This is a genomic window from Devosia enhydra, from assembly GCF_900119845.1.
Classification (GTDB): domain Bacteria; phylum Pseudomonadota; class Alphaproteobacteria; order Rhizobiales; family Devosiaceae; genus FPKU01.
The window spans coordinates 157,009-175,272 of sequence record NZ_FPKU01000003.1 but is presented as its reverse complement, the minus strand read 5'-3'; the positions used below and the strand labels follow the sequence as shown (position 1 = coordinate 175,272).

The 18,264-nt window shown below is 64.8% G+C and carries 30 protein-coding genes; 3 read left to right on the top strand and 27 right to left on the bottom strand.

Features of this window, described 5'->3' with window-relative positions; translation table 11 throughout:
* Nucleotides 1–2: 2 nt before the first annotated feature.
* The 26 genes from BT183_RS15600 to BT183_RS15480 form a co-directional block, all read right to left on the bottom strand.
* On the bottom strand, nt 3–302 hold the full coding sequence (locus BT183_RS15600; protein WP_072345238.1) for a VpaChn25_0724 family phage protein: 300 nt from the start codon (nt 300–302) through the stop codon (nt 3–5).
* Nucleotides 299–673 carry a DUF2730 family protein gene (locus BT183_RS15595; RefSeq protein WP_072345236.1) on the bottom strand — a complete coding sequence of 125 codons (375 nt, stop codon included), beginning with the start codon at nt 671–673 and terminating at the stop codon, nt 299–301. The genes BT183_RS15600 and BT183_RS15595 overlap by 4 nt, the downstream gene beginning before the upstream one ends.
* Complete coding sequence (locus BT183_RS15590) at nt 673–1,263, bottom strand: hypothetical protein (protein WP_072345234.1); 591 nt, start codon at nt 1,261–1,263, stop codon at nt 673–675. Before BT183_RS15590 ends, BT183_RS15595 begins: the two co-directional genes overlap by 1 nt.
* Nucleotides 1,260–1,994, bottom strand: coding sequence for a phage tail tip lysozyme (locus BT183_RS15585; RefSeq protein WP_072345232.1), 735 nt, complete (start codon nt 1,992–1,994; stop codon nt 1,260–1,262). The genes BT183_RS15590 and BT183_RS15585 overlap by 4 nt, the downstream gene beginning before the upstream one ends.
* A gap of 85 nt (nt 1,995–2,079) precedes the next feature.
* Entirely contained in the window at nt 2,080–2,466 is a 387-nt protein-coding gene (locus tag BT183_RS15580) for a helix-turn-helix domain-containing protein (RefSeq protein WP_072345230.1), read from the bottom strand.
* A complete protein-coding gene (locus tag BT183_RS15575; protein WP_143145846.1) occupies nt 2,463–2,735 on the bottom strand; it encodes a hypothetical protein in 273 nt (90 codons plus the stop codon). The genes BT183_RS15580 and BT183_RS15575 overlap by 4 nt, the downstream gene beginning before the upstream one ends.
* Nucleotides 2,720–2,938, bottom strand: a complete 219-nt coding sequence (locus BT183_RS15570) for a hypothetical protein (RefSeq protein WP_072345226.1) — start codon at nt 2,936–2,938, stop codon at nt 2,720–2,722. The genes BT183_RS15575 and BT183_RS15570 overlap by 16 nt, the downstream gene beginning before the upstream one ends.
* 3 nt (nt 2,939–2,941) lie before the next feature.
* Nucleotides 2,942–3,196, bottom strand: coding sequence for a hypothetical protein (locus tag BT183_RS15565; RefSeq protein WP_072345224.1), 255 nt, complete (start codon nt 3,194–3,196; stop codon nt 2,942–2,944).
* Nucleotides 3,193–3,789, bottom strand: coding sequence for a regulatory protein GemA (locus BT183_RS15560; RefSeq protein WP_072345222.1), 597 nt, complete (start codon nt 3,787–3,789; stop codon nt 3,193–3,195). The genes BT183_RS15565 and BT183_RS15560 overlap by 4 nt, the downstream gene beginning before the upstream one ends.
* Nucleotides 3,786–4,121 (bottom strand): sigma factor-like helix-turn-helix DNA-binding protein, encoded by a 336-nt coding sequence (locus BT183_RS15555; RefSeq protein ID WP_072345220.1) that lies wholly within the window; start codon nt 4,119–4,121, stop codon nt 3,786–3,788. The genes BT183_RS15560 and BT183_RS15555 overlap by 4 nt, the downstream gene beginning before the upstream one ends.
* On the bottom strand, nt 4,118–4,405 hold the full coding sequence (locus BT183_RS15550; RefSeq protein WP_072345218.1) for a hypothetical protein: 288 nt from the start codon (nt 4,403–4,405) through the stop codon (nt 4,118–4,120). The genes BT183_RS15555 and BT183_RS15550 overlap by 4 nt, the downstream gene beginning before the upstream one ends.
* Complete coding sequence (locus BT183_RS15545; protein ID WP_072345216.1) at nt 4,402–5,787, bottom strand: GcrA family cell cycle regulator; 1,386 nt, start codon at nt 5,785–5,787, stop codon at nt 4,402–4,404. Before BT183_RS15545 ends, BT183_RS15550 begins: the two co-directional genes overlap by 4 nt.
* A gap of 115 nt (nt 5,788–5,902) precedes the next feature.
* A complete protein-coding gene (locus tag BT183_RS20290) occupies nt 5,903–6,385 on the bottom strand; it encodes a hypothetical protein (RefSeq protein ID WP_084603603.1) in 483 nt (160 codons plus the stop codon).
* Nucleotides 6,382–6,627 (bottom strand): hypothetical protein, encoded by a 246-nt coding sequence (locus BT183_RS15535; RefSeq protein ID WP_072345214.1) that lies wholly within the window; start codon nt 6,625–6,627, stop codon nt 6,382–6,384. Before BT183_RS15535 ends, BT183_RS20290 begins: the two co-directional genes overlap by 4 nt.
* 9 nt (nt 6,628–6,636) lie before the next feature.
* The gene (locus tag BT183_RS15530) at nt 6,637–7,308 is read right to left on the bottom strand and encodes a DUF3164 family protein (RefSeq protein ID WP_143145845.1); all 672 of its coding nucleotides are present in this window, start codon (nt 7,306–7,308) and stop codon (nt 6,637–6,639) included.
* On the bottom strand, nt 7,292–7,651 hold the full coding sequence (locus tag BT183_RS15525) for a hypothetical protein (protein ID WP_072345213.1): 360 nt from the start codon (nt 7,649–7,651) through the stop codon (nt 7,292–7,294). Before BT183_RS15525 ends, BT183_RS15530 begins: the two co-directional genes overlap by 17 nt.
* Nucleotides 7,648–7,902, bottom strand: coding sequence for a hypothetical protein (locus tag BT183_RS15520; protein WP_072345211.1), 255 nt, complete (start codon nt 7,900–7,902; stop codon nt 7,648–7,650). Before BT183_RS15520 ends, BT183_RS15525 begins: the two co-directional genes overlap by 4 nt.
* On the bottom strand, nt 7,899–8,504 hold the full coding sequence (locus tag BT183_RS15515; protein ID WP_072345209.1) for a hypothetical protein: 606 nt from the start codon (nt 8,502–8,504) through the stop codon (nt 7,899–7,901). Before BT183_RS15515 ends, BT183_RS15520 begins: the two co-directional genes overlap by 4 nt.
* On the bottom strand, nt 8,494–8,907 hold the full coding sequence (locus BT183_RS15510) for a hypothetical protein (RefSeq protein WP_072345207.1): 414 nt from the start codon (nt 8,905–8,907) through the stop codon (nt 8,494–8,496). Before BT183_RS15510 ends, BT183_RS15515 begins: the two co-directional genes overlap by 11 nt.
* Nucleotides 8,904–9,527, bottom strand: coding sequence for a hypothetical protein (locus BT183_RS15505; protein ID WP_072345205.1), 624 nt, complete (start codon nt 9,525–9,527; stop codon nt 8,904–8,906). The genes BT183_RS15510 and BT183_RS15505 overlap by 4 nt, the downstream gene beginning before the upstream one ends.
* Nucleotides 9,527–10,267: an AAA family ATPase gene (locus BT183_RS15500; protein ID WP_072345203.1), complete on the bottom strand. Its 741-nt coding sequence runs from the start codon at nt 10,265–10,267 to the stop codon at nt 9,527–9,529. Before BT183_RS15500 ends, BT183_RS15505 begins: the two co-directional genes overlap by 1 nt.
* A gap of 60 nt (nt 10,268–10,327) precedes the next feature.
* Complete coding sequence (locus tag BT183_RS15495) at nt 10,328–12,508, bottom strand: Mu transposase C-terminal domain-containing protein (RefSeq protein ID WP_072345201.1); 2,181 nt, start codon at nt 12,506–12,508, stop codon at nt 10,328–10,330.
* Nucleotides 12,505–12,969 carry a hypothetical protein gene (locus BT183_RS15490; RefSeq protein ID WP_072345199.1) on the bottom strand — a complete coding sequence of 155 codons (465 nt, stop codon included), beginning with the start codon at nt 12,967–12,969 and terminating at the stop codon, nt 12,505–12,507. Before BT183_RS15490 ends, BT183_RS15495 begins: the two co-directional genes overlap by 4 nt.
* Nucleotides 12,970–12,972: 3 nt before the next feature.
* Nucleotides 12,973–13,824: a ParB/RepB/Spo0J family partition protein gene (locus BT183_RS15485; protein ID WP_072345197.1), complete on the bottom strand. Its 852-nt coding sequence runs from the start codon at nt 13,822–13,824 to the stop codon at nt 12,973–12,975.
* A 44-nt stretch (nt 13,825–13,868) separates the two neighbouring features.
* Nucleotides 13,869–14,006 carry a hypothetical protein gene (locus BT183_RS20815; protein WP_177282586.1) on the bottom strand — a complete coding sequence of 46 codons (138 nt, stop codon included), beginning with the start codon at nt 14,004–14,006 and terminating at the stop codon, nt 13,869–13,871.
* Nucleotides 14,003–14,314, bottom strand: a complete 312-nt coding sequence (locus tag BT183_RS15480) for a helix-turn-helix domain-containing protein (protein WP_072345195.1) — start codon at nt 14,312–14,314, stop codon at nt 14,003–14,005. Before BT183_RS15480 ends, BT183_RS20815 begins: the two co-directional genes overlap by 4 nt.
* Nucleotides 14,315–14,505: 191 nt before the next feature.
* Here BT183_RS15480 and BT183_RS15475 point away from each other — a divergent pair, with 191 nt between their 5' ends.
* The 3 genes from BT183_RS15475 to BT183_RS15465 all read left to right on the top strand — a co-directional run bounded on the left by BT183_RS15475 (nt 14,506) and on the right by BT183_RS15465 (nt 16,271).
* Entirely contained in the window at nt 14,506–15,219 is a 714-nt protein-coding gene (locus BT183_RS15475; RefSeq protein ID WP_072345193.1) for a S24 family peptidase, read from the top strand.
* Between the two features lie 57 nt (nt 15,220–15,276).
* Nucleotides 15,277–15,702: a hypothetical protein gene (locus tag BT183_RS15470; protein ID WP_072345191.1), complete on the top strand. Its 426-nt coding sequence runs from the start codon at nt 15,277–15,279 to the stop codon at nt 15,700–15,702.
* Between the two features lie 353 nt (nt 15,703–16,055).
* Nucleotides 16,056–16,271 (top strand): cold-shock protein, encoded by a 216-nt coding sequence (locus tag BT183_RS15465; protein WP_072345189.1) that lies wholly within the window; start codon nt 16,056–16,058, stop codon nt 16,269–16,271.
* Between the two features lie 274 nt (nt 16,272–16,545).
* Here BT183_RS15465 and BT183_RS15460 read toward each other — a convergent pair whose 3' ends face one another.
* Entirely contained in the window at nt 16,546–18,141 is a 1,596-nt protein-coding gene (locus BT183_RS15460) for an ABC transporter substrate-binding protein (protein ID WP_177282585.1), read from the bottom strand.
* Between the last annotated feature and the right edge of the window lie 123 nt (nt 18,142–18,264).

The following is an 18,264-nucleotide window of genomic DNA, read 5'->3' as shown; positions in this document are numbered from 1 at the left end:
TCCTAGCGCAGGGAGGGGCGCTTGACCCCCTGCAGCACCCGCCGATGTTCGACATGGTCGAGGCCATCCTGAGTGAGCGTGGCGATGATCGTCGAGCCGGCCGGCCGGGTCTTGACCGCTCCGACTTCGGCCTCCAGCCAGGTGATCTGGTTGCGGACATAGTCGCGCGTCTTGGAATGCCCGAACGTTTCGAGCACCGCCTGCAGCAGCGAGTCGTTGAGCGAGCGATTGGTCTCGTCTGCCAACGCCTTGAGGATGATGAGGCGCACGTCGTGGTCGACGAATTCGGCGTAGCTGGTCACTTCCTGCCCTGTCCGAGATCATGTTTTTGCGTGATCAGAAATTCTTCCACCCTGCGGGCGGTCCTTTCGGTGGCCTCCGATGAGGCGGCCATCGACTTGATCGTGCCGTTCATGTCGGAGATGGCGAGCTCCAGCCGGTGCACGCTCTCCTTGTCGGGCAGGTGCTTCCAGTCGCCCTCCATCTTGGCCGTACGGCGCTCGAGCTCGTCCTGGCGCTCGTCGAGCCGCTTGAAGTCGGTCCCGGCCGCCTTGCGCAGCTCGGCCAGGTCTTCGGCATTCTTCTTTGCCGGGCTCTGCAACAGCGCCCAGACCGTGCCAGAGAGCGAGAGCAGCGCGATGCCCAGCCCCACCCATTCGCGCAGGAACTCCATCAGTTCGCGCCTCCGTCCTTAGCCGGAAAAACGCCGCCCCACTTGCCGCGCATCAGCTCGAGGACCGTGTGCCCGCCCATGTGCAGACCCATGTAGAGGCCCGTCAGCGTCATGAGGGTCGCGAGGTCCGGCGCCGGCAGTAGCGCCTCGGCAGACGTTCCGACAAAGACGCGCAGCGCCGCATTGGCCACGTGCACGCCAAGCAGCGCCCAGCCCCAGATGCCCATCAGCACCCATTGCCAGACATAGAGCCACGCCCAGGTCCAGGCTGGCTTCTCGTTCTGCGTGGCAAGCAGCAGCTCGTTGGTGAGCCTATGCTGCTCGTTGCCGGCGCGCATCTTCTCGGCTTCGGCCAGCAGCAGCTCCGGCATCCGTTCTTCGGCCGCGCGCACCTTGGCTACGCTGGTCGTCTGGTTGGGCTTGATTGCCGCTTCGACGGCCTCGCGCGTTGGCGCCACCCCGAATTGTTCGGCGAGCACGTCGAGCGCCAGCTGCGCGATGTCTTGCGCACCGGCGCCGAAGCGCTGGCCGATGAGCTTGGCGAGCATCGGCGCGCCGAGCTCGAACAGAACCTTTTCCAGCCCGCTCATGAGGCGTCTCCGATCAGAATGGCAGCCTTCTTGAGATCGCGAGATTTCCGCCAATGGCCGAAAGCCTTCCAGCCAAGGAAGACCATCAGCACGAAAAACGCAGCGCCCAGGCCAAGCGTCACAAGGTCCGCGACGCGCTCCGCGTTGGAGACCAGGATCACCTCGCCACCGGCGCCCGAGACGGCCCCCGTCCCGTTGCGAATGGCCCGATCGTTGGCGGCCTTGGCCTCGTCCTCGAGGATGGCGACTTTCGTTTCGGGCGGCACCGGCTCCGGGCGCAGGCGGACAGCGGCCTTTTCTGCGATGCGGGCCCAGTTCTGCCGGCTGGGATAGTGCTTGATGCCGGCGCGCAGAAAGCTCTTCTCGAAGGCGACCACCTTCTCCTCGAGCCCGCTGGCAGCGACAGTCGCGCCGATCGCCCGCTTCTCGGTGGAGTTGAGCTCGATGAACAGCCAGGAATAGTTTGCCTGGTCTGACGACGGGTCGAGCTTGTTGCGCTTGCAATAGGCCTCGAATTCGCGCCGGCGCGGCCCAGTCCACTGCATCCAGCCCCAGCCGCCCCGGCTGCCCTTGACCACCGGGGTGATCTCCTGGAGCGCGGTGAAGCCCAGCGACTCGTGACCGGCATTGCCGACGATGGCAAAGGCATCGTCCGGCCGTATCGGGAAATCGCCGAGAAGCCGGTCGCAAATCCCGGGCGCTTTACGGGTGAAAGTCTCGGTGGGGGTCATGGGCCTTGCCAAAGTCGAAGAGATAGGCTCGACTGTGGCTCCCCTCGCGATCCCGATAACCCCCGAAAGATTTCGGGGGCAGACGCTAAAACAAGGTGCCCTGGCCGCCGTTCTTGCCGCGGGCCCGGCGGCGCCAGTTGGTCACCGTGCGCTCATGCACACCCATCGCCCTGGCCGTCTCCGTCAGGGACATGTCGCTCCTCAGCGCCTCGGTCCATCGTTCGGACTTCATAGCCGCCGCGGCAAGCGGAATCGTCAACCGGCTCTGGTGATTAGTGCGATAATGACGGCAGATCTTGTCGGCGGCCTCCTGGCCGACGATCTCGGTTAGCCAGTGTCGGTGGCCGGCCCGGCGCGGCAGGAAGACCGTGGTGCCGCCCTTTGCGCGCGCCAGCGCCCAGGCCGCGTCGACGCCGGCAACGGCGGCAATCTCGGCGAGGACGGGAGGCAGCGGGGGCGGACGATCGCTCATTTGGGCGCCGGGATGCCCCTGATGGTGTAGGTCATTTCGGTCAGGCCCTCTTCGTCCGCCCGATGCCCCTTTCGGTAAACGAGACGCGCGGTAATGGTGCCGTTCGGTACCAGCCAGAAGCCGGATGCCTTGGCGAGCTCGTAACCCTCGGCCATGCGCTTTCCGAAGTGCTCGTCGAGCTTGGCGGCAAGCTCCCTGACGGTCGGAGCCTCTACCGGAAGCTTACGGGGGCCGCGCACCCGAGACCGCTTCTTCACCTTTGAAACCATTTCAGCTCCTCGCCCTCATCGGGCTCGATCGGGCGGACCGCCTCCTGCTCGAGGAGACGGCGGGTCAGGTCAGCCAGGCGCAGCTCCTGGACCATGCGGCGGATCGAGCGGGGCGGCATTCCGGCGATGCGCGAGACCAGCTGCGCCCGCTCCTGGCGCATCCGGGTCAACTCGCTCTCGCCAACCCACCGCGCCCGCTTCATGGTTCAGTTCATCTGGCAGGCCTGAAGGTCTGCCTCGACGGCGTAGTGATCGCCGATGTCCTCGAGGCAGTCCTTCATCAGGGCCTTTACCAGGTCCTCCGCGCTGGGCCGGTCGCTCGCGATCGACACCGCCAGGCCACCAATGAGTGCCACGACCGCGACGATGACCGCGTCCTGCGGCTCGCCATTGACCACAGCGATCAGGTCGGTCGCCAGTTCTTCGGCCCTGTCCGTCAGCTCGGCAGATAGCCCGCTCATCGCGCGGCCCTGATGTTCTGCCCGAGCAGGTTCATCGCCCGCTGCTTGCTGGCCCGATCCAGCGACCCGGCGCGCCAGGCGTCATAGGCCTGGAGGCAGACATTGCTCGGGTCCGGATCAGCGGTTTTGAGCCCAAGGATGCGCACCTGCGCCTCGATCACGCAGTCCTGCACGTCGCGGCCCTTGCCCTTGCGCCAGACGACGCCGGCCTCCCGCGCGATCCATGCCTCGAGCGCGCCGATGGCAGCCTCGGCCTTGTCGGCCTCCAACAAAAACCGGGTGTGATCGACCCCGCTCTGGCGCTTCACGAAGGCCAGCAGCGCCTTGTCCTCACGGTTCTGGACGATGCCGAGGTTCCACCCGGCGATCCAGAGCGCCTGCAGCTTCTTGGCGTACGGGCCGGCAAGCGCGGTGGTGCGGCTGTTGTCCTGTCCCGCCGCCCGCTTCATGGCAACGACGAGCTGGTGTTGCTGGCTGGGTGACATGGCGCGCAGCGATCGCTGGCCCACCTCCCGCTCCGAGAAGGCGCGACGGGTTTCCTCGTCCATGCCGAGCTGGCGGGCGAGCGCATGGATAGCTTTGAGTGCGGTCATGATTGGGCTCCATCATCAAGAATTGCGTCGACCAGCTCGCTCTCGAGAGCCGTCACGATGAGCAGTCGAATAATGTCGTGGGGCGCCATCTTGCGTGCACGCGCGGCGGGCACGAGGTCGGCGATCGTCGCCCTGGGGATCAGGACATGCACCGCGTCGGCTCCCGGGCGGATACGCCGATAACCGCGCTTGCGGGCCTTGTGGTAGTAGAGCGACGCGGCCGAGGGCGTGATGCCCAGGCGCGCTGCGGTCTCGGCATTGCCGAGCCCCGAGGTGCGGAGCGCAACGACGGCCGCCGTCTTGCTCGGATACTGGGCGAGAAGCTCACTCATCTGTCCCTCCTGGACTGCTGGAAGAGCGCGAGGCGCAGCTGTTCGAGCCGAGCCTGTTCGGCGTCCGGCAGATGGCCGGACGGGGCACGCGTGGCGCAGAGCGCGGCCAGCCGAGTGTCGAGATAGCTGGCGCCTAAGTCGAAGCCTGAGGCGGTGCAGGCGGCAGCGATCTCACGGGCGCATTCGAGCACTACGGCATCGGAGAGGCGCAGCAGCAGCTCGGCGCGGGCATGGTGGCCGCCGGCCGCCAGGACGCGATCGCTGATGGGCGAGAGACTGCTCATTTAAAGATCCTCGCGAAGCTCTCGTCCCGAGGCGACCAGGCCGGCTCGAAGACCGGCTTGCATTCGGCGGCCAACGGGAAGGCCTTGAGCGCCGCTTCCAGCTTCGCCTCCGGCGCAAAATACGAGCCGGCCTTGTCGGTCACCCAGTCCATGCCATCCATGCGCAGCCAGCGGCCGTCCGGGTGGCGCAGGCGCACCCACTGCTTTTTCACCGGAGCGGCGACAACCTTGCGTCGCGGGGCCGGCACATTGGCGCGCGCGGCGGCAACCGGAGCCGGCACCTTGACGGCTGGGGGAATGGGCGCAGACAGCTCAGCCGGCACCGGCTCGGCCTTCGCCGTAGGGCTGCGATGTGCCGTCGACTGCTTGGGATGCAGACGGATCTTGAGCCTATTGCACTTGCCGAGGACACTGTTGCGGGTGACGCCGAACGCCTCCGCCATCTCCGTACTCGAGCGGCCGTCTCGAGCCATCTCGCGCAGCTGCTCGATGCGCTCTTCGGTCCAGACCGGCTCATCGGCGGCTTTGGCCGTGCCGGGGTCTGTCAGATCGGAAGGCTCAGGCTTTGGCGCCGGTGCGTCGCCGGGTTTCCAGCCGCGCGGCATGGGTAGCACCGAGATGTCGTACTTCCTCGCCAGCTTCTGGATGGTCTCGTTGGTGACTCCCGCTTCGTGGGCGATCTCGCCCACGTGCCGACCTTGGGCAGCCAGTGTCCGGATCTGTTCGCCACGCTTCTGGTCCCTGGGACGGCCTGTGCCGACCCTGCCGACCGGCAGCGCAATGCCCTGCTTTTGCCCTCCGTCGCCGGGCTTGCCGGCCCCGGAGGGCTGGGGTTGAGCGTCCTCCTGGGGGACTTCAGTAGGCGCTCTCCCGCCCTTTAGCGCCATCGCTGGCAGGTCGATGACGGGCTCCCGTAACTCGTCGATGTCGACATCGACATAAGCCGCCTCGACCAGCTCGGGCGCGGGCAGAGCGACCGGTGCCGTAACTGGGGCAGGCAGCGCCGTATCTGCGAATCCGGCATCGCGGCCGATCGGCGGCACACTGCCGTTGATGGCGTAGGTCAGAAGCTCATTGGCGGGTACGTTGAGCTCGGCCGGGACCCCGATCATTGCCTGCCCGAAACGCTTGCGCGCCTCGGCGAGCTTGGCCGACGTCCAGCCCGGCCGCTTGGCAGAGGCGCTGCGGGTAGCTTTCTTGCTCGGCCGGACCCCGCGATCTTCAGAGGCTTGCTCTGTCATCGCCGGTTCGGCAGGGTTGGCCAGCGCCGCCCGCAGGCGCATCACTTCGCCCTCGAGCCGGTCGATGCGGCGGAGCAACTGCGCCCCGATCGAGCGGCGGGGACCGAAGTACGGCATCATGTGGGGGCGGGCGTGGCGCATCAGATCAGCGCCGCCGTCGCGACAAAGCCCAGCACCAGGCCGAGCAGCAGACCCCAGAGGAACAGGCTGGTGGTGTTGGCAGGTTCAGGCGGGCGCCCGCCGAAGGGATGAGCGCTCATGCAGCCCTCCCGATGACGTGGTCGAGGTGCCAGCAGCCCCCTGCGCCGACGACGTATACGACGGGCGAGTGGCCGCCCAGAATAGACGCGCCATAGCTCGACACTGTCCGCACCACTGTTTCGGGCTGGCCTGCGACCGTGCGGATGAGAATGCGAGTTCCGGCAGGAAAGCGGAGGTTGAACTCGTCGCATAGCGCCTGAAGGGTCACGGGATCAGGCAGGGAAACACCCCCCCCCGATTCCGCCTCATCGATAGCGGTCACGGCGTAACGGAGCACGCCGCCAGTCTTCGGCAGCGGCGGGGCGAAGTAGCGCAGTCGGCCACCCACTGAGATACTGGCGGGGTCGACTGAGACGTTCCCGGCCGCCCAGATCCCTGCCTGGAACGGGCCGCAGCCGACGACGCGACCCGTCTCCATGTCGATTTCCCACCAGAGAAAGTCCTGGCCGCGATCCTCGAAGGTGATGCGCTGGATCATGGCGATACCGCCACGCCCAGTTCGGCGACCGCTTGGAGTGCCATCCGGCCGGCCATGGTGAATCGCACGTGGCTGTCGCGAAGGCGCTCGAAGCCGCAGCGGCCATCCGAGCGAGCCATAAATCCGGACTTTATCGCCTTTTCAATCAGTGGGCTGCGCGCGTCCTGCGGCTCCCATGCCGCGTCGCCCATCCGGCTGTACACCTTGCGAAGCGCGTTCAGTTCAGAGCTCGAAAGATCCATCTCCGCCCCCTATGCCTGCGCCAGGTCGATGGCGATCGCGTGCCAGGGCGAGCGGGTATCCTTGCGCCGGTAGAACCGGACATATTCCCGGCTGCCGATCACGCGGATGGCTTCGCCGAGCGCGATCATGGCCGAGCGCCAGTTCTCGTCGTCGATCTCCAGCCGCCGCAGCTGGAACAGTGCCGCGCGATTGATGCGCCCCTCCTTGTCGACCTGGAAGGCATGCTCGACGAGCGCGCGGATCTCGTCGCCGGCCCCCGCCGACCAGGCGGTGATGCACTCGTCGACGAGGTTCTTGGCGATCTGCAGCTCGGGCCCGAAGCTGAGCTGGTCCTGCACCTGCACGGTCACCTTGAGGGTGCCGTCATAGCTGGTGATGGTGACGTTGCCCTTCTTGCCGCCCCGCTTGCCGCCATACCTCTCGGCCAGCAGGTCGACGAAGGAATTGACGTCGTCGAAGGTGTGGCCCCGGAAGCGGCTGATCCGCCCGTTGAGCTCGAGCGCATGCCCGATGATCGTGCGCACGGTCTGGTCCTCGAGTTTGTGCTCGGGCTTGACCAGGTCGGTCGGCACCAAACGCCCGCCGGCGTCCTGCATGAAGCTCCGGTCACCCATGGTCACGGTCGCTGGGGTGAGTTCGGGGTGGGTCGGCGCAACGCCGGTCTCAATGCTGTCCAGCATCGGAAGTCTCCTGTTCAAGGGGTGTTGAAAGGGTGGCGGCCGCGACAGCCGCAGCGAGAGCGTCGAGGGCGCCGGTGAGCGCCAACTCAGCCTCCATGCGATCCATGCCGGAGGTTTCCGCCCAGTTCTCGCGCAGCTCGCTGATCGTCGCGTGAGCGTTGAGCACGCGCTGCAGCTCGGTCTTGACAGCGTCTGCGGACGGCATGGCTTCGGCCGCCATCTGCTGTTCGATGAACATCGCCATTGCAGTAATGCCGAGCGAGGAGATCGACATCGGGCCGCGATCGAGGGTCCGCCGCGCCTGCTCAGCCGCGTCGATGGCGATAAGGACGGTCCGGCTCATGATGCCAGCCTCCCCTCGCGGGCGACCACGCGGATGGTCAGCGGAGCCAGGCGCTCCATGTGGGCCACCACCGGCACCACGCTCCAGCCCTCGGTGCGGCGCTCTTCCCAGAGGATGCGCTGCACTGGCTGGCTCTGGTCCCAGAGCGCGCTGATCGCCTTGGCAGCCGTCTCCCGGTAGCTGTAGCCGAGGATGGTGCCGCCTGGCGTGCAGAGGGCAAAGCCTTGGGTCTTAAAGGTGCTTCCGGTCATGCTGCACCGCCAGGGCCGACATCGGCCTGGCGCGCATGGGCGCGGGGGCGACGTGCCGCCAAATGGAAGACGTTGGACGGCCAGCGCTCGCCGATCGGCGCCGGCGTCGGTACCGCCATGTCCTCGAGGAATTCAGTCGGCGGGTCGGGCTGGTAGACGCCCTCGCTCAGATGCCCCGGCCGGAACGGCCGCCGATCGAGGGTGGGGTCGTAAATCACCCTCAGGCCGCTCATGTCGTCGATCAGGTCGCAAGGCTCGCCGGCCGCCTGGGCATCAGCCAGGGCGCCCATCACCCCATTGTGGGTTGCGACGCTCTCGGCCGCATCCAGCGCCATCTGCAGGGTGCGCTCCGCGTCAGCCATCATCTCGTCGACCCGGGCCCGATCGGCGGCGAGCTGCTGGGTGGTCTCGGCGATCTGATTTTCGAGCCCGGCGATGATCCGGTCCTGGGACTGGATGACCCAGACCAGTCCCTTGTCGAAAAGCTCGACATCACGGCGCGACAGGCTGCGCTGTCCCTGACGGACCTGATGGAAGCAGCAGGACAGCAAAGTCGTTATGCGGCGCAGCGTCTGCGCCTCCGACCGGAGATTATCGGTCATTGTCGATCTCCTTCTGGATGATCCGGGAATGAGGGCAGCCCGACCGGCAGGCGTGGTACATTTCCACACGGGCAGATGAGCTGAGGGCATAGGGCTTGGCCTGCCAGGCAAGGCAGCGATGGCGAGGCATCTCGCCCTTGACCGGGCAGTCGACGGTGAGGCCCATCAGGGCGCCGCGCACGGATTCTTCGATGCGCGGCAGGTCGAGCTTGGCCAGCATGTTGCCGCGGTTGACGACGACCGAAACGGTGCTGTTCGAGTACCCGATGGCCTCGCCAGAGGCCTTGGCACCAAACCGGTCCGCATGGGCGGCGAGCTCGGCAACCCAGTCCGGGACGCCACCCACCGCAGCCCAGGCCTGCGAGGCCTTTTCCGCATAGGTCCGAAGGTCGCGCCCGCTCATGGGTCGACCTCCTCGGCAATCACATCACCGAGCACTTTGCCCGTGTTGGCGTCGTAAACGAGCTTGCTGCGCAGGATCTTCGGCGGCTTCGGGCCGGTATTGGCAGACCCTTTCAGTCGCCAGACCTGCTTCTTGCCCGGACCGCCCGGCGTCACGACGACAAGTAGGCCGGCCTGGCAGAGTGTCCGCGTATAGGCCAATGCTGTTGCGGCAGAGACCGAGACCTCATCGGTGCTGGCAGAGATGGCGAGCTCCTGGGCGGTCCATCCACCCGTTTCGCGGCGCATGACGTTCCACATCTGCTGCTGGCCGCGCCCTTGCCGGCCGGCGGTGCCGTCGCGGTTGATCGTCGGCGTACTACGGCTGCGTTCGATAAGCCTGTAGAGCGTCGGGGCGCCGTGCTCTTCGGGAGGGGTAGCCTCCACCAGTCCGCCCTTGACCAGCCTGCGAACGAAGTCGCGGATAGGCGCCCGGGTGCCGCACTCGCTGCGGCCTTCGACGTCGGTAAGCGTGAAGGTGCTCCCGCCTTCTGACAGCTCCATGATCACGCGCCAGAAGTGGTCGTTGCCGCGCAGAAGGGGCTCGGCCGATCCGATGCGCAGCCTGAGAACCGCGGACATCAGCGCCCCCTCCGGGGCGGGCGCCCCGTGAAGACGGCGCCGGAATAGGCGCTCTTGTCGATTGCCGTATGCCCATGGGTGCGGCAGAACTGCCCCACCTCGGCAAGCGTCGTAACGATCCGGCTGGCCACTCCCCGTGTCTCGCTGACGATATGACCCAGGAGGTCATCAGCGATCTCGAGCTGGGGCTGGTAGAGCTGCCCCAAAACTCTCGCGTCGCCGACATCGCACGGATTAGCCATGCCGAAGGCGGTGACCCTGTTTTCGCACCGTTCGTATTGCGCCAGCTTTTCGGGCAGGCGCTCTTCACCGACGAGCAGCACCGGGATCTTTGCGCCCTTGTAGATGTCGCGGACGAGCTCAATCATGTTCTTGTCGACGAGCTTGTCGGCTTCATCGATGATCAGCAGGCGGTTGGGAGCATCTTTCAGCAGCCGGATGGCCTGTTGCATCATCGCGCCGATAGTGCCCCGCGGCGCGACCTCGAGCTCGGCAAGCAGCGCCTCGACGAAGAGCTTGCGGGTCCAGAAGTCGAAGACCTCGACATAGATCGCGTCGAGCTTGTTCTGAAGGAACAGGCTGGCCTTCGACTTCCCGTAGCCCGAGGGGCCGAAGAATACGCCCAGGCCATCGACGCCGGGTGGCCGGGCGATGATGCGGTTAGCAACGTCGAGACAGGCAGCGACATTCTTCAGAGGCGCTGTAGAGCCAGTCTTGACGAGAGTGGGCTTTGGGGTCATCTAAAAATCCTTCGTTGTCGTCCGGGCCCCGGTGCCAGCCGGGGCCTATTCTTTTCGGGATCAGCGCAGCGCCTGGTCCCCGAACTCCTCGTGCATCATCTTCATGGTCTGGTAGTCGGCGCTCTGCTTGAAGCCGCCGAACCAGATCAGGTCTTCGGGCGGCACCTGTTGCCCAGCAGCCAATTGCTCCTCGACTCCCAGCGCCTTGCGGAAGAGTTGCGCCGGCGTGAGCGCGCGGCGCAGGGGCGTCACATTGCTGTTTGCGGGCTCGGGCTGCGCAGGATCGAGCTCGGCTAGAAGCGCCTGGTGCATGGCCGAGACATCGTCCGAGAGCGGCACTGGCGCTGCAGGCGACATGGCGGCGATCGCGGCATCGATCTGGGGTGTGGTGTGTTCCACGGACCGCCGCGGCAGAGGGACCACATTCGGGATGTCCCGGGCCTTCACCTGCAGCGTCTTGGCGATCAGGGTCTCGAGGCCGATCTCGCGCATGTCCGCGCGGATGCCTTTGGTGGCATTGGCGAGGCGTTCCGAGAGGATTTCTCGGCGCGCTTGGTGGAATGCGGCAGGATCAATGCCTGCCAGTTCGGGGCAGATCGCCTCGCAAAGGAACGACCCGCCGTCCGCGGCAAACACATAGACCTTGCCCAGGTCGAGCGGGTCCATCCTCACCAGGACGTTGAGATCGCCTGCCAGAGACGGGTGAGCATAGTGGAAGTGGTCGACGCGGATGCCCTGCTTGCCAACCTTGCGCAGGCCGTTTCCGCTGCCACCAGCGACCGGCATGAGCAGCAGATCGAACGCCCGCTCGTCCACCATGCGCGGCACGTAATTCGGGGCACTTGCTGCAGCCAGGGCCGGCGTCTGGCCCTTGAGGCCGCTGTGGGCGCGGTGCTGGTAGACCACCTCGATCCATTGATCGATGTAGCGCTGCAGCTCGGCTGCAGTCAGGCGAACCGAAAACAGTTTGGCGTCGTCTTCGCCAAGGCGGCTGGCGAAGCTGCGCCGTTCCTCGATTGCTTTTCGGTCTGTGACGTTGTGCCCAATGAAGCCCGGCAACTCGGGCCCCACCATGTGCTGAAACGTCTTGATCGCGCGCTCGACATGCGCCTTGTGCTCTGGCGCATAGGGCGGGCACACCTCAATCTCGATATTGAGTGCTGCCAGAAGCCGCTTGGTATCGCGGGCGACGAAGTCCGAGCCATTGTCGGTGCGGATCTGCCGGGGCACGCCCCAGGCCAGAGCAGCTTTGCGCACAAGCAGCGCGACGGCCGACGCGCGAGGGGTGCGCGATACTGTTATGGCGAGGCGCCGGGTTGCAACGTCGATGCAGGCATAGATCGAGTGCCGGCCGTCGATGCAGAGAGCATCCATCGGCGAGGCGTCGACCATCCAGAGGGCATTGGGCTCGTGGATATGGGCGAGCATTCCCGTCCCCGAAGGCCGCATGGCCGAACGGAACCGGTCCGGGTTGGTGATCTTGGTGAGGATGAGCTGCTTTTCGGGGTCGGCCTTAAGGGCTTTCAACGCCCGTTGAAAGGCCCTGACATTGGGCATCGGCACGGCATTGCCTGCCAGCTCGAGTGTGTCGCCGAACTTGTGCCTACACTGGGTCTGGATCGCTTCCGCCTTGAGGTGCGGCTCGAAGGCAATGAGCGCCAGCATCCACTCAATGACGCGCCCCCCATTGGCCCTTTCAAGTATGCTGGTGCCCTTGCGGCTGAGGCTCGGATCGTGGCCGATTGCATCGCCAGCTTTGGCCTTGGCGGCCCAACGGTCGAGTGAGCGCATGGAGAGGACCGGCACCGTGTCCTTAATCCACGCGTCGATCGCCAGAGTGCCGAGATTGTATTTGTCGCAGAAGAGCTTCAACCGAGCTGTCTTGTTCGGCCGCAACCCTCTCGAGAAGCGTTCAAAGGCCGCCAGAATTGCTAGCCGCGCGTCGCGCTCTCGCTGGGCCCGCTGCGTCCCGGCGCCTGCAGGGGGCAGGTTTGCCTTAGCCGTCGACGGTTCGGCCGCTGCCACCCGATCATGGCGCTGGAACCACGCCAGCTGAGCCAAGGTCGGGAGAATGCGGTAATTGTACTCCATGCCACCGCCCCGTCCCTGGCGGCGCCTGGCGAAGGTTGGATGCTCGTCCCAGCGCTCCCGTTCAGCCATGATGGCTACGCCGCGCGTAGTGTTGGGCACATCCCGCAGCTGGGCATCGGCTATTTCCCGCGCTGTCAGCCATTCCTTCATGCCCGGCTCCTCAGTCGGGCCTGCAGGCGCGCTTTCGCGTCCGCCAGCTCCCGCTCTTTTTCTTCGATCAGGTGCATTTCGATGATTTCCGCGTACTTGCGCGGTACCACCGCGAAGCCGAGCATCGCGGGGATGAATGCCAGCAGATCCTCCACGCCGGTGACGACCACCAGGGCGGCGAAAGCGTCTAGGGGAATGCGGTGCCCGGTACTGGCTTCCGAGGTCCACTTGTCGAGCTGGTCCTCGCTGACTGCTCTCTGCAGCTCGCGCGCCATGAGAGCCGCAACGTCGGCCCGGGTGAGGCCCTTGTCCTCGCGAACGTCTCGCAAGGCGCGGGCCAGCAGGCGAGCGATCTGGTTTTCCAGCTTCCCACGCCCAGCGACATCCGGCCCATACCCCACAGCGACCTGGGGAGGTTCCCAGGACAGCAGGTCAGCGGTGCGGTGGTCGCGAGTGGCCATGACTTAGCGGCTCGCCATCCAGAGCCGGATCGCGTCCTCATGGGCCTCGAAGAAACGCTCCTGTTCGGCCGGCTTGAGCCTGGAGAAGCCCTCGCTCATCCGCTCCCAGGGCATGCGGGGCGCCGGCGTTGGCAGATTGTCGAGAATGGCGATCGCGTCCGAAACACTGACGGCCCCGGCGAGTAGCCGGTCGACGATGGCGTTCTGCCGCGCGGGCGTCTCCGCGACCAGACTGAGCAGTTCGCTCTGATTGTCCGCGATCGGGTGGAGGGCAATGCGCTGCCGGATGCTTTCGCCGATGCGCGCGATCTTGAGTGCGCGGAAGACCGCATCGCGGGAAAGCCCCAGAGCCTTCTGAGCCGCGACGGTGAAATTGGCCGCGAACCTGTCGCTGGCCAACTCCATCGCGTCGTCGCCGATCAAAGTTGCAGATTTGAACTTTGATGACTTCCGGTCGCCGCCGCGCTGGACCGTCCCCTTGACCGCCTCGAACAGCTCGCGCCAAGCTGCCACATCGAAAGCCCGATCGAGCACCGACAGTTCGCGGCGCATGAAGTTTTCGACGATCTCCGCCAGCTTGACCTCGGCCTCGCTGGCAAAGTCCGCCCACTGCTTGACGATCGCGTCGATGGTCACGTCGCCATTGCGAAGCCGTGCGGCAAGCCGGTGGCCGCCAGTGACGAGGCGATAGCGCTCCCCTGTCTGTAGCAGCTCGATCGGAGTGCGCTGGCCGCGAGCCTTGAAGTCCTCGGCAAGCGCCTCGACCCAATTGGGGTCCAGTGCGCGACGTCCGGAGGGCACATCAATCAGGGCGATCTTCACCGCGCGATGTTCGGCGAGATGGGATTCGGTCACGTTTGGGTCCTGGTGAATAGGATGAGCAAGAAGAGGTGCACGGCTCACGACATCACCCCCAGGGTGAGGGCGCAGGTGCCGAGGATGACCAGTCCTCCAGCCGCGTAGGCGATCAGGCTGATCGGGTCGAAGCGAGTGGCGCGGCTGTCAGCGCGCCGCCAGGTTGCTGACCGCGCGCTCATCTCCGGGCACTCCGGGCGTCATCACGAATGTGACGCTTTTGACTGGTGGAGCGGGGAGCCTTGAGGCTAAAGTCGCTCTCGTTGGAAAGGCCGCGCAGATAGCTGTCGGGAAACAGCGTCCGGAACGGCAGACCAAGCGCTTTAGCGATGGCTTCCGCGCCCTTGCGATTGCCGCCGCGCAGTCCATGACGCACGGCGCTGGGCTCAAGCCCGGCAGCTTGCGCGATGGCCGTCTGCGTCAGGCCCTTCCGACCTATCTCGGCCTTGATGGCATGCCGGTCCCAAACGACCGCCTGCGTCTTGGTCATGCTTGTCCCCGTATCAGCCGGCCAGGATCAGTGGCCGGTTGGTGCACACTCGAAACACGAATATGAGCACAAACGTAACCGATTTTTATCGATTCAACAACCGAGAAATCTCGTTCCAAGTTTGAATGAGCGAGTTTTATCGTTAAATATCGAGAAACGTCGGTCTACCAATGTGTTAGGTGCCTAACGCTATGACGACCGCAACTGGGAACCCGCTTCCACCTTCGGGACCGGCACACAACGCCGGGTTTCAGCAGCGCTTCCAGGATCTCGTTGCGCGAGTCGGGGGGCTAGCTATTGCCGGCGAGCTGGCCGGGGTTACCGATGAGACGATCGGGAAATGGCGAGATGGCAAGACGAAGCCGACGTTTTTCGGCCTTGCGGGCATCGCCGCTGCAGCTGGAGTAACGCTCGACTGGCTGTTGACCGGCGCTGAGCATCCTCGCGCTCTTGCAGCATCAGATGCCGACGTAGAGGCGGCGCTTCCGGAGTTTGCGCTGCTGCCGCGCTACAGCGTGTCCGCATCTGCGGGTTCTGGGCTCGTCGCCCATGAGGAGGTCGAGATCGAGCGGATCGCGTTCCGGCGCGACTGGCTACGCGATATGGGCCTTGATCCCAATCAGGCCGGCCTGCTCTCGGCAAAGGGCGACAGCATGCATCCCACCATCCCCGATGGCGCCATGATGCTTGTAGACCGCAGGCTCGACCAGCCGATAGTCTCTGGCTATATTTATGTCATCGTCCTGGACGGTGAGGTGCTCGTGAAGCGCGTAAGCCGCAACGTCGACGCCACTTTCGATCTCATTTCAGACAATCCGATCTACCCAGTCCAGAAAGTCCGGCAGCCCGACTTTGACAAGCTGATGATCGCCGGCAGAGTATTCTGGGTGGGTCGCACGATATGATTGCCGGCACACTTAATTTGTGAGGGGGTGGCCTTGGTTCTGCGAAGTCTGCTGGGAATGGCGATGATCGTTGTGGCGACAACTGCCAGCAACGCGTCCGAGCTTGCTGCAGAATGTGAAGCCGCAATCATAGAGCAACTGACCGCACCGTCGACATTCAGGCTGGTCGCATTCGACGAGCGAGCGGTGCCGCTAACCGCGGATGATTGGCTTTCGCTCGATTTGCACAATCGGCTTTCGGTGGCTGCGGTCGATGCCGCCTATGCGGCCGGCATTCTTCGGCCTGTGGCGTTCATCGCACGCGTGAGGTACGAGGCGCTCAATGCGTTCGGCGTGCCTATCCGATCCGAGGTCCTCTGCGCGCTCCCCACGGAGACCGGTCTCGCGGCCCCCGTGGACGCATCATCGCTGATCCTCGCTAGGCCAGGCTCGATCGAAGCGATGCTGCTCGAGCACCTCATGAGCAGGTCCGGCCCGGGCTAAGCGCCCGCCAACTGAAGTGTCGCGGTCAGTCAGGCAGCTGGCCCGCCGAAACCCACGGAATGCCCGGGGTTTCTCGCCACATCCCGGGTGATCCCACCTAATCCCAGAGATGCCACTCGTTCTGTCGCGTTACACTTTCGGCCGTCGGAGCATCGAAATGATCGGCACTTGCGTCCCGCACCATGATCCTATACTAGGGGAGCATACGTTTTCAGCTTACGTCGGCTGCCTGCTGCCCGGTTTTACCGGCCCTTGGCTCACTGATCCACTTTGCGAACGTTTTAGCCTCTCCTTGCATGATGCGGGAGAGAAACGCTCGCTTTGCTTCGGCTCCGAGCTTTAAGGAAAAAACAATGTCCACCATCAATGGCACCGTCAAGTTCTTCAACACGACCAAGGGCTTTGGCTTCATCTCGCCGGATAACGGCGGCAAGGACCATTTCGTCCACATTTCTGCAGTGCAGAATTCGGGCGTTGACGGTCTTTATGAGAATGACAAGCTCTCGTATGAAGTTGAAACCGGTCGTGATGGCCGTGAGTCCGCGGTCAACCTGATGCTGCAGAAGTAATAATCGCGCTTCAGTGTCGAACACGAAGGTCGCCCTTGAGGCGGCCTTTTTTGTTTGGGCCATCGCCTGATGTCTATCGGTACGGAGTGTGAAGCGCCCCTGGTGCGTTCAGCGTGTCTTTGAGACGGCGCAGGCGTCGGCATAGGGGAGGAGGGCACGACAACGTTCGCGTTGCTTGCCCTGCCATATTGAGCCTTGTGGGGCGAGCGGTGACGGGGAACTGCGCCCCAAACCGGGTACCCGGCCGGCACTGACCGGCCGGGCGCAGGGATCCTTACTGCTGGATCCAGAGGTTGCGGTAGTGGCGGAAGCTCAGGCCGGCATCGCCATTATAGCCCATCACCTTGTTGGCCAGGATGTCGTAAGACGCGCCCACCCAGGTCATCGCGACAGGGCCGCGTGTCGCGAGGATGGTTTCGGCTTCCTGGTAGAGCTTTTCGCGCGCATCGCGATCGAGCTCGGTACGGGCTTTTTCGATCAGGGCATCATACTCCGGATCGCTCCAGTTGCCGTAATTGAGCCCGCCGCCGGTGGCAAAGGCCGAGGAGAAGCGCTCATCCGGATCGAGCGTCATCGAGAAGCCGCTCTGATAGATGTCGAAGTCGTTGGCCCGGAGCGCGGCATTGGCGACGGTCGACTCGGCCAGGCGCAGGTTCACAGTGATGCCGATATTGGCCAGCTGGTACTGCTCGACCTCAGCCGAACGCACCTGGAAGGCGGAGGTCGAAATCACCAGCAACTCGGTCTCGAAACCATCGGGATAGCCGGCTTCCGCGAGCAGCGCCTTGGCCTTCTCGATATCGGGAGCGCCATAGATCGGCTCCTGGACCGAGCCCCAGCGATAGGTCGGCAGGTAGCCGGCATTGAGCACGGTGCCGTGGCCCGAATTGGCGATATCGAGAATTTCCTGCCGGTCGAGCGCATGGAAAACCGCCTGGCGCACGCGAACGTCGCTCCACGGCTCCTTGGACGTGTTCATGCGGAAGTGCAGGGATGTTGCACCCGAGCCACCGAACCACTTGACGGCCGGGTCGGTTTTGAGCGCATCGATGAATTCGGGCGCGGCAAACCACAGGAAGTCGATGGTGCCCGAGCGGATGGCTGCAGCGCGGGCGTTGTCGTCCGGGTTCCAGGTGATGTCGATGCCATCGAGATAGGGCTGGCCTTCGCGCCAGTATTCGGTGTGCTTGTCGAGCACCACCCGCTGGCCCACCACATGCTCGCGCAGCTTGAAGGCGCCCGAGCCGGCATCGGTGGTCTCGTTGAGCCCGGTGCCCTCAATGACCGTACGATCCACGATCGAGGCGCCATAGGTGCTCATCAATGTCAGGAACGGTGCGTTGGGCGCATTGAGATTGAAGACGACGGTGTAATCGTCGGGCGTCTCGATGCTGGTAATGTTGGAGTAGGAACGGGCGCGTGGCGAAGCCGTCGCAGGATCCTGGATGCGCTCGATGGAATATTTGACGTCAGCCGAAGTCACCGGATTGCCCGAGTGGAATTTGGCGTTCTGCCTGAGCTTGAAGGTATAGGTCTTACCGTCTTCCGAGATTTCCCAGCTTTCGGCAAGTGCCGGCTGCAGGCCGTCCATCGTGGTTTCGAGCAGGGATTCGTAGATCTGCTCGACGATGACGAAGCCCGATGTGTCGGAGGTCTTGTGCGGATCGATGGTCTGCACGTCGAGCCGGATCAGCATGTTCAGGCGACCACCCGGTGTGGGGGTGAGGCTCAGCTCCTCTGGGATGGAGAGGCGCTTTTCCATCTGGGCCATGGCGGGCGATGCAAGACCGATCGCGGTGCCGGCAAGGAGGGCCATCGCGGCTCCGAACGTCACCATCCGGCGGAGTTTGTTCACTTCAGGCTGCTTCATCTTGGTCTCCATGGCACGGGGCCGCAACCCTGCCGGGATCTGCACGTCCAGGATGGCGGCGGCTCGCTCTCCCGGGCCTCGGGTGGTGTCGGCGCGCGCCCATGGTGCGCCGAATGTGGAAAC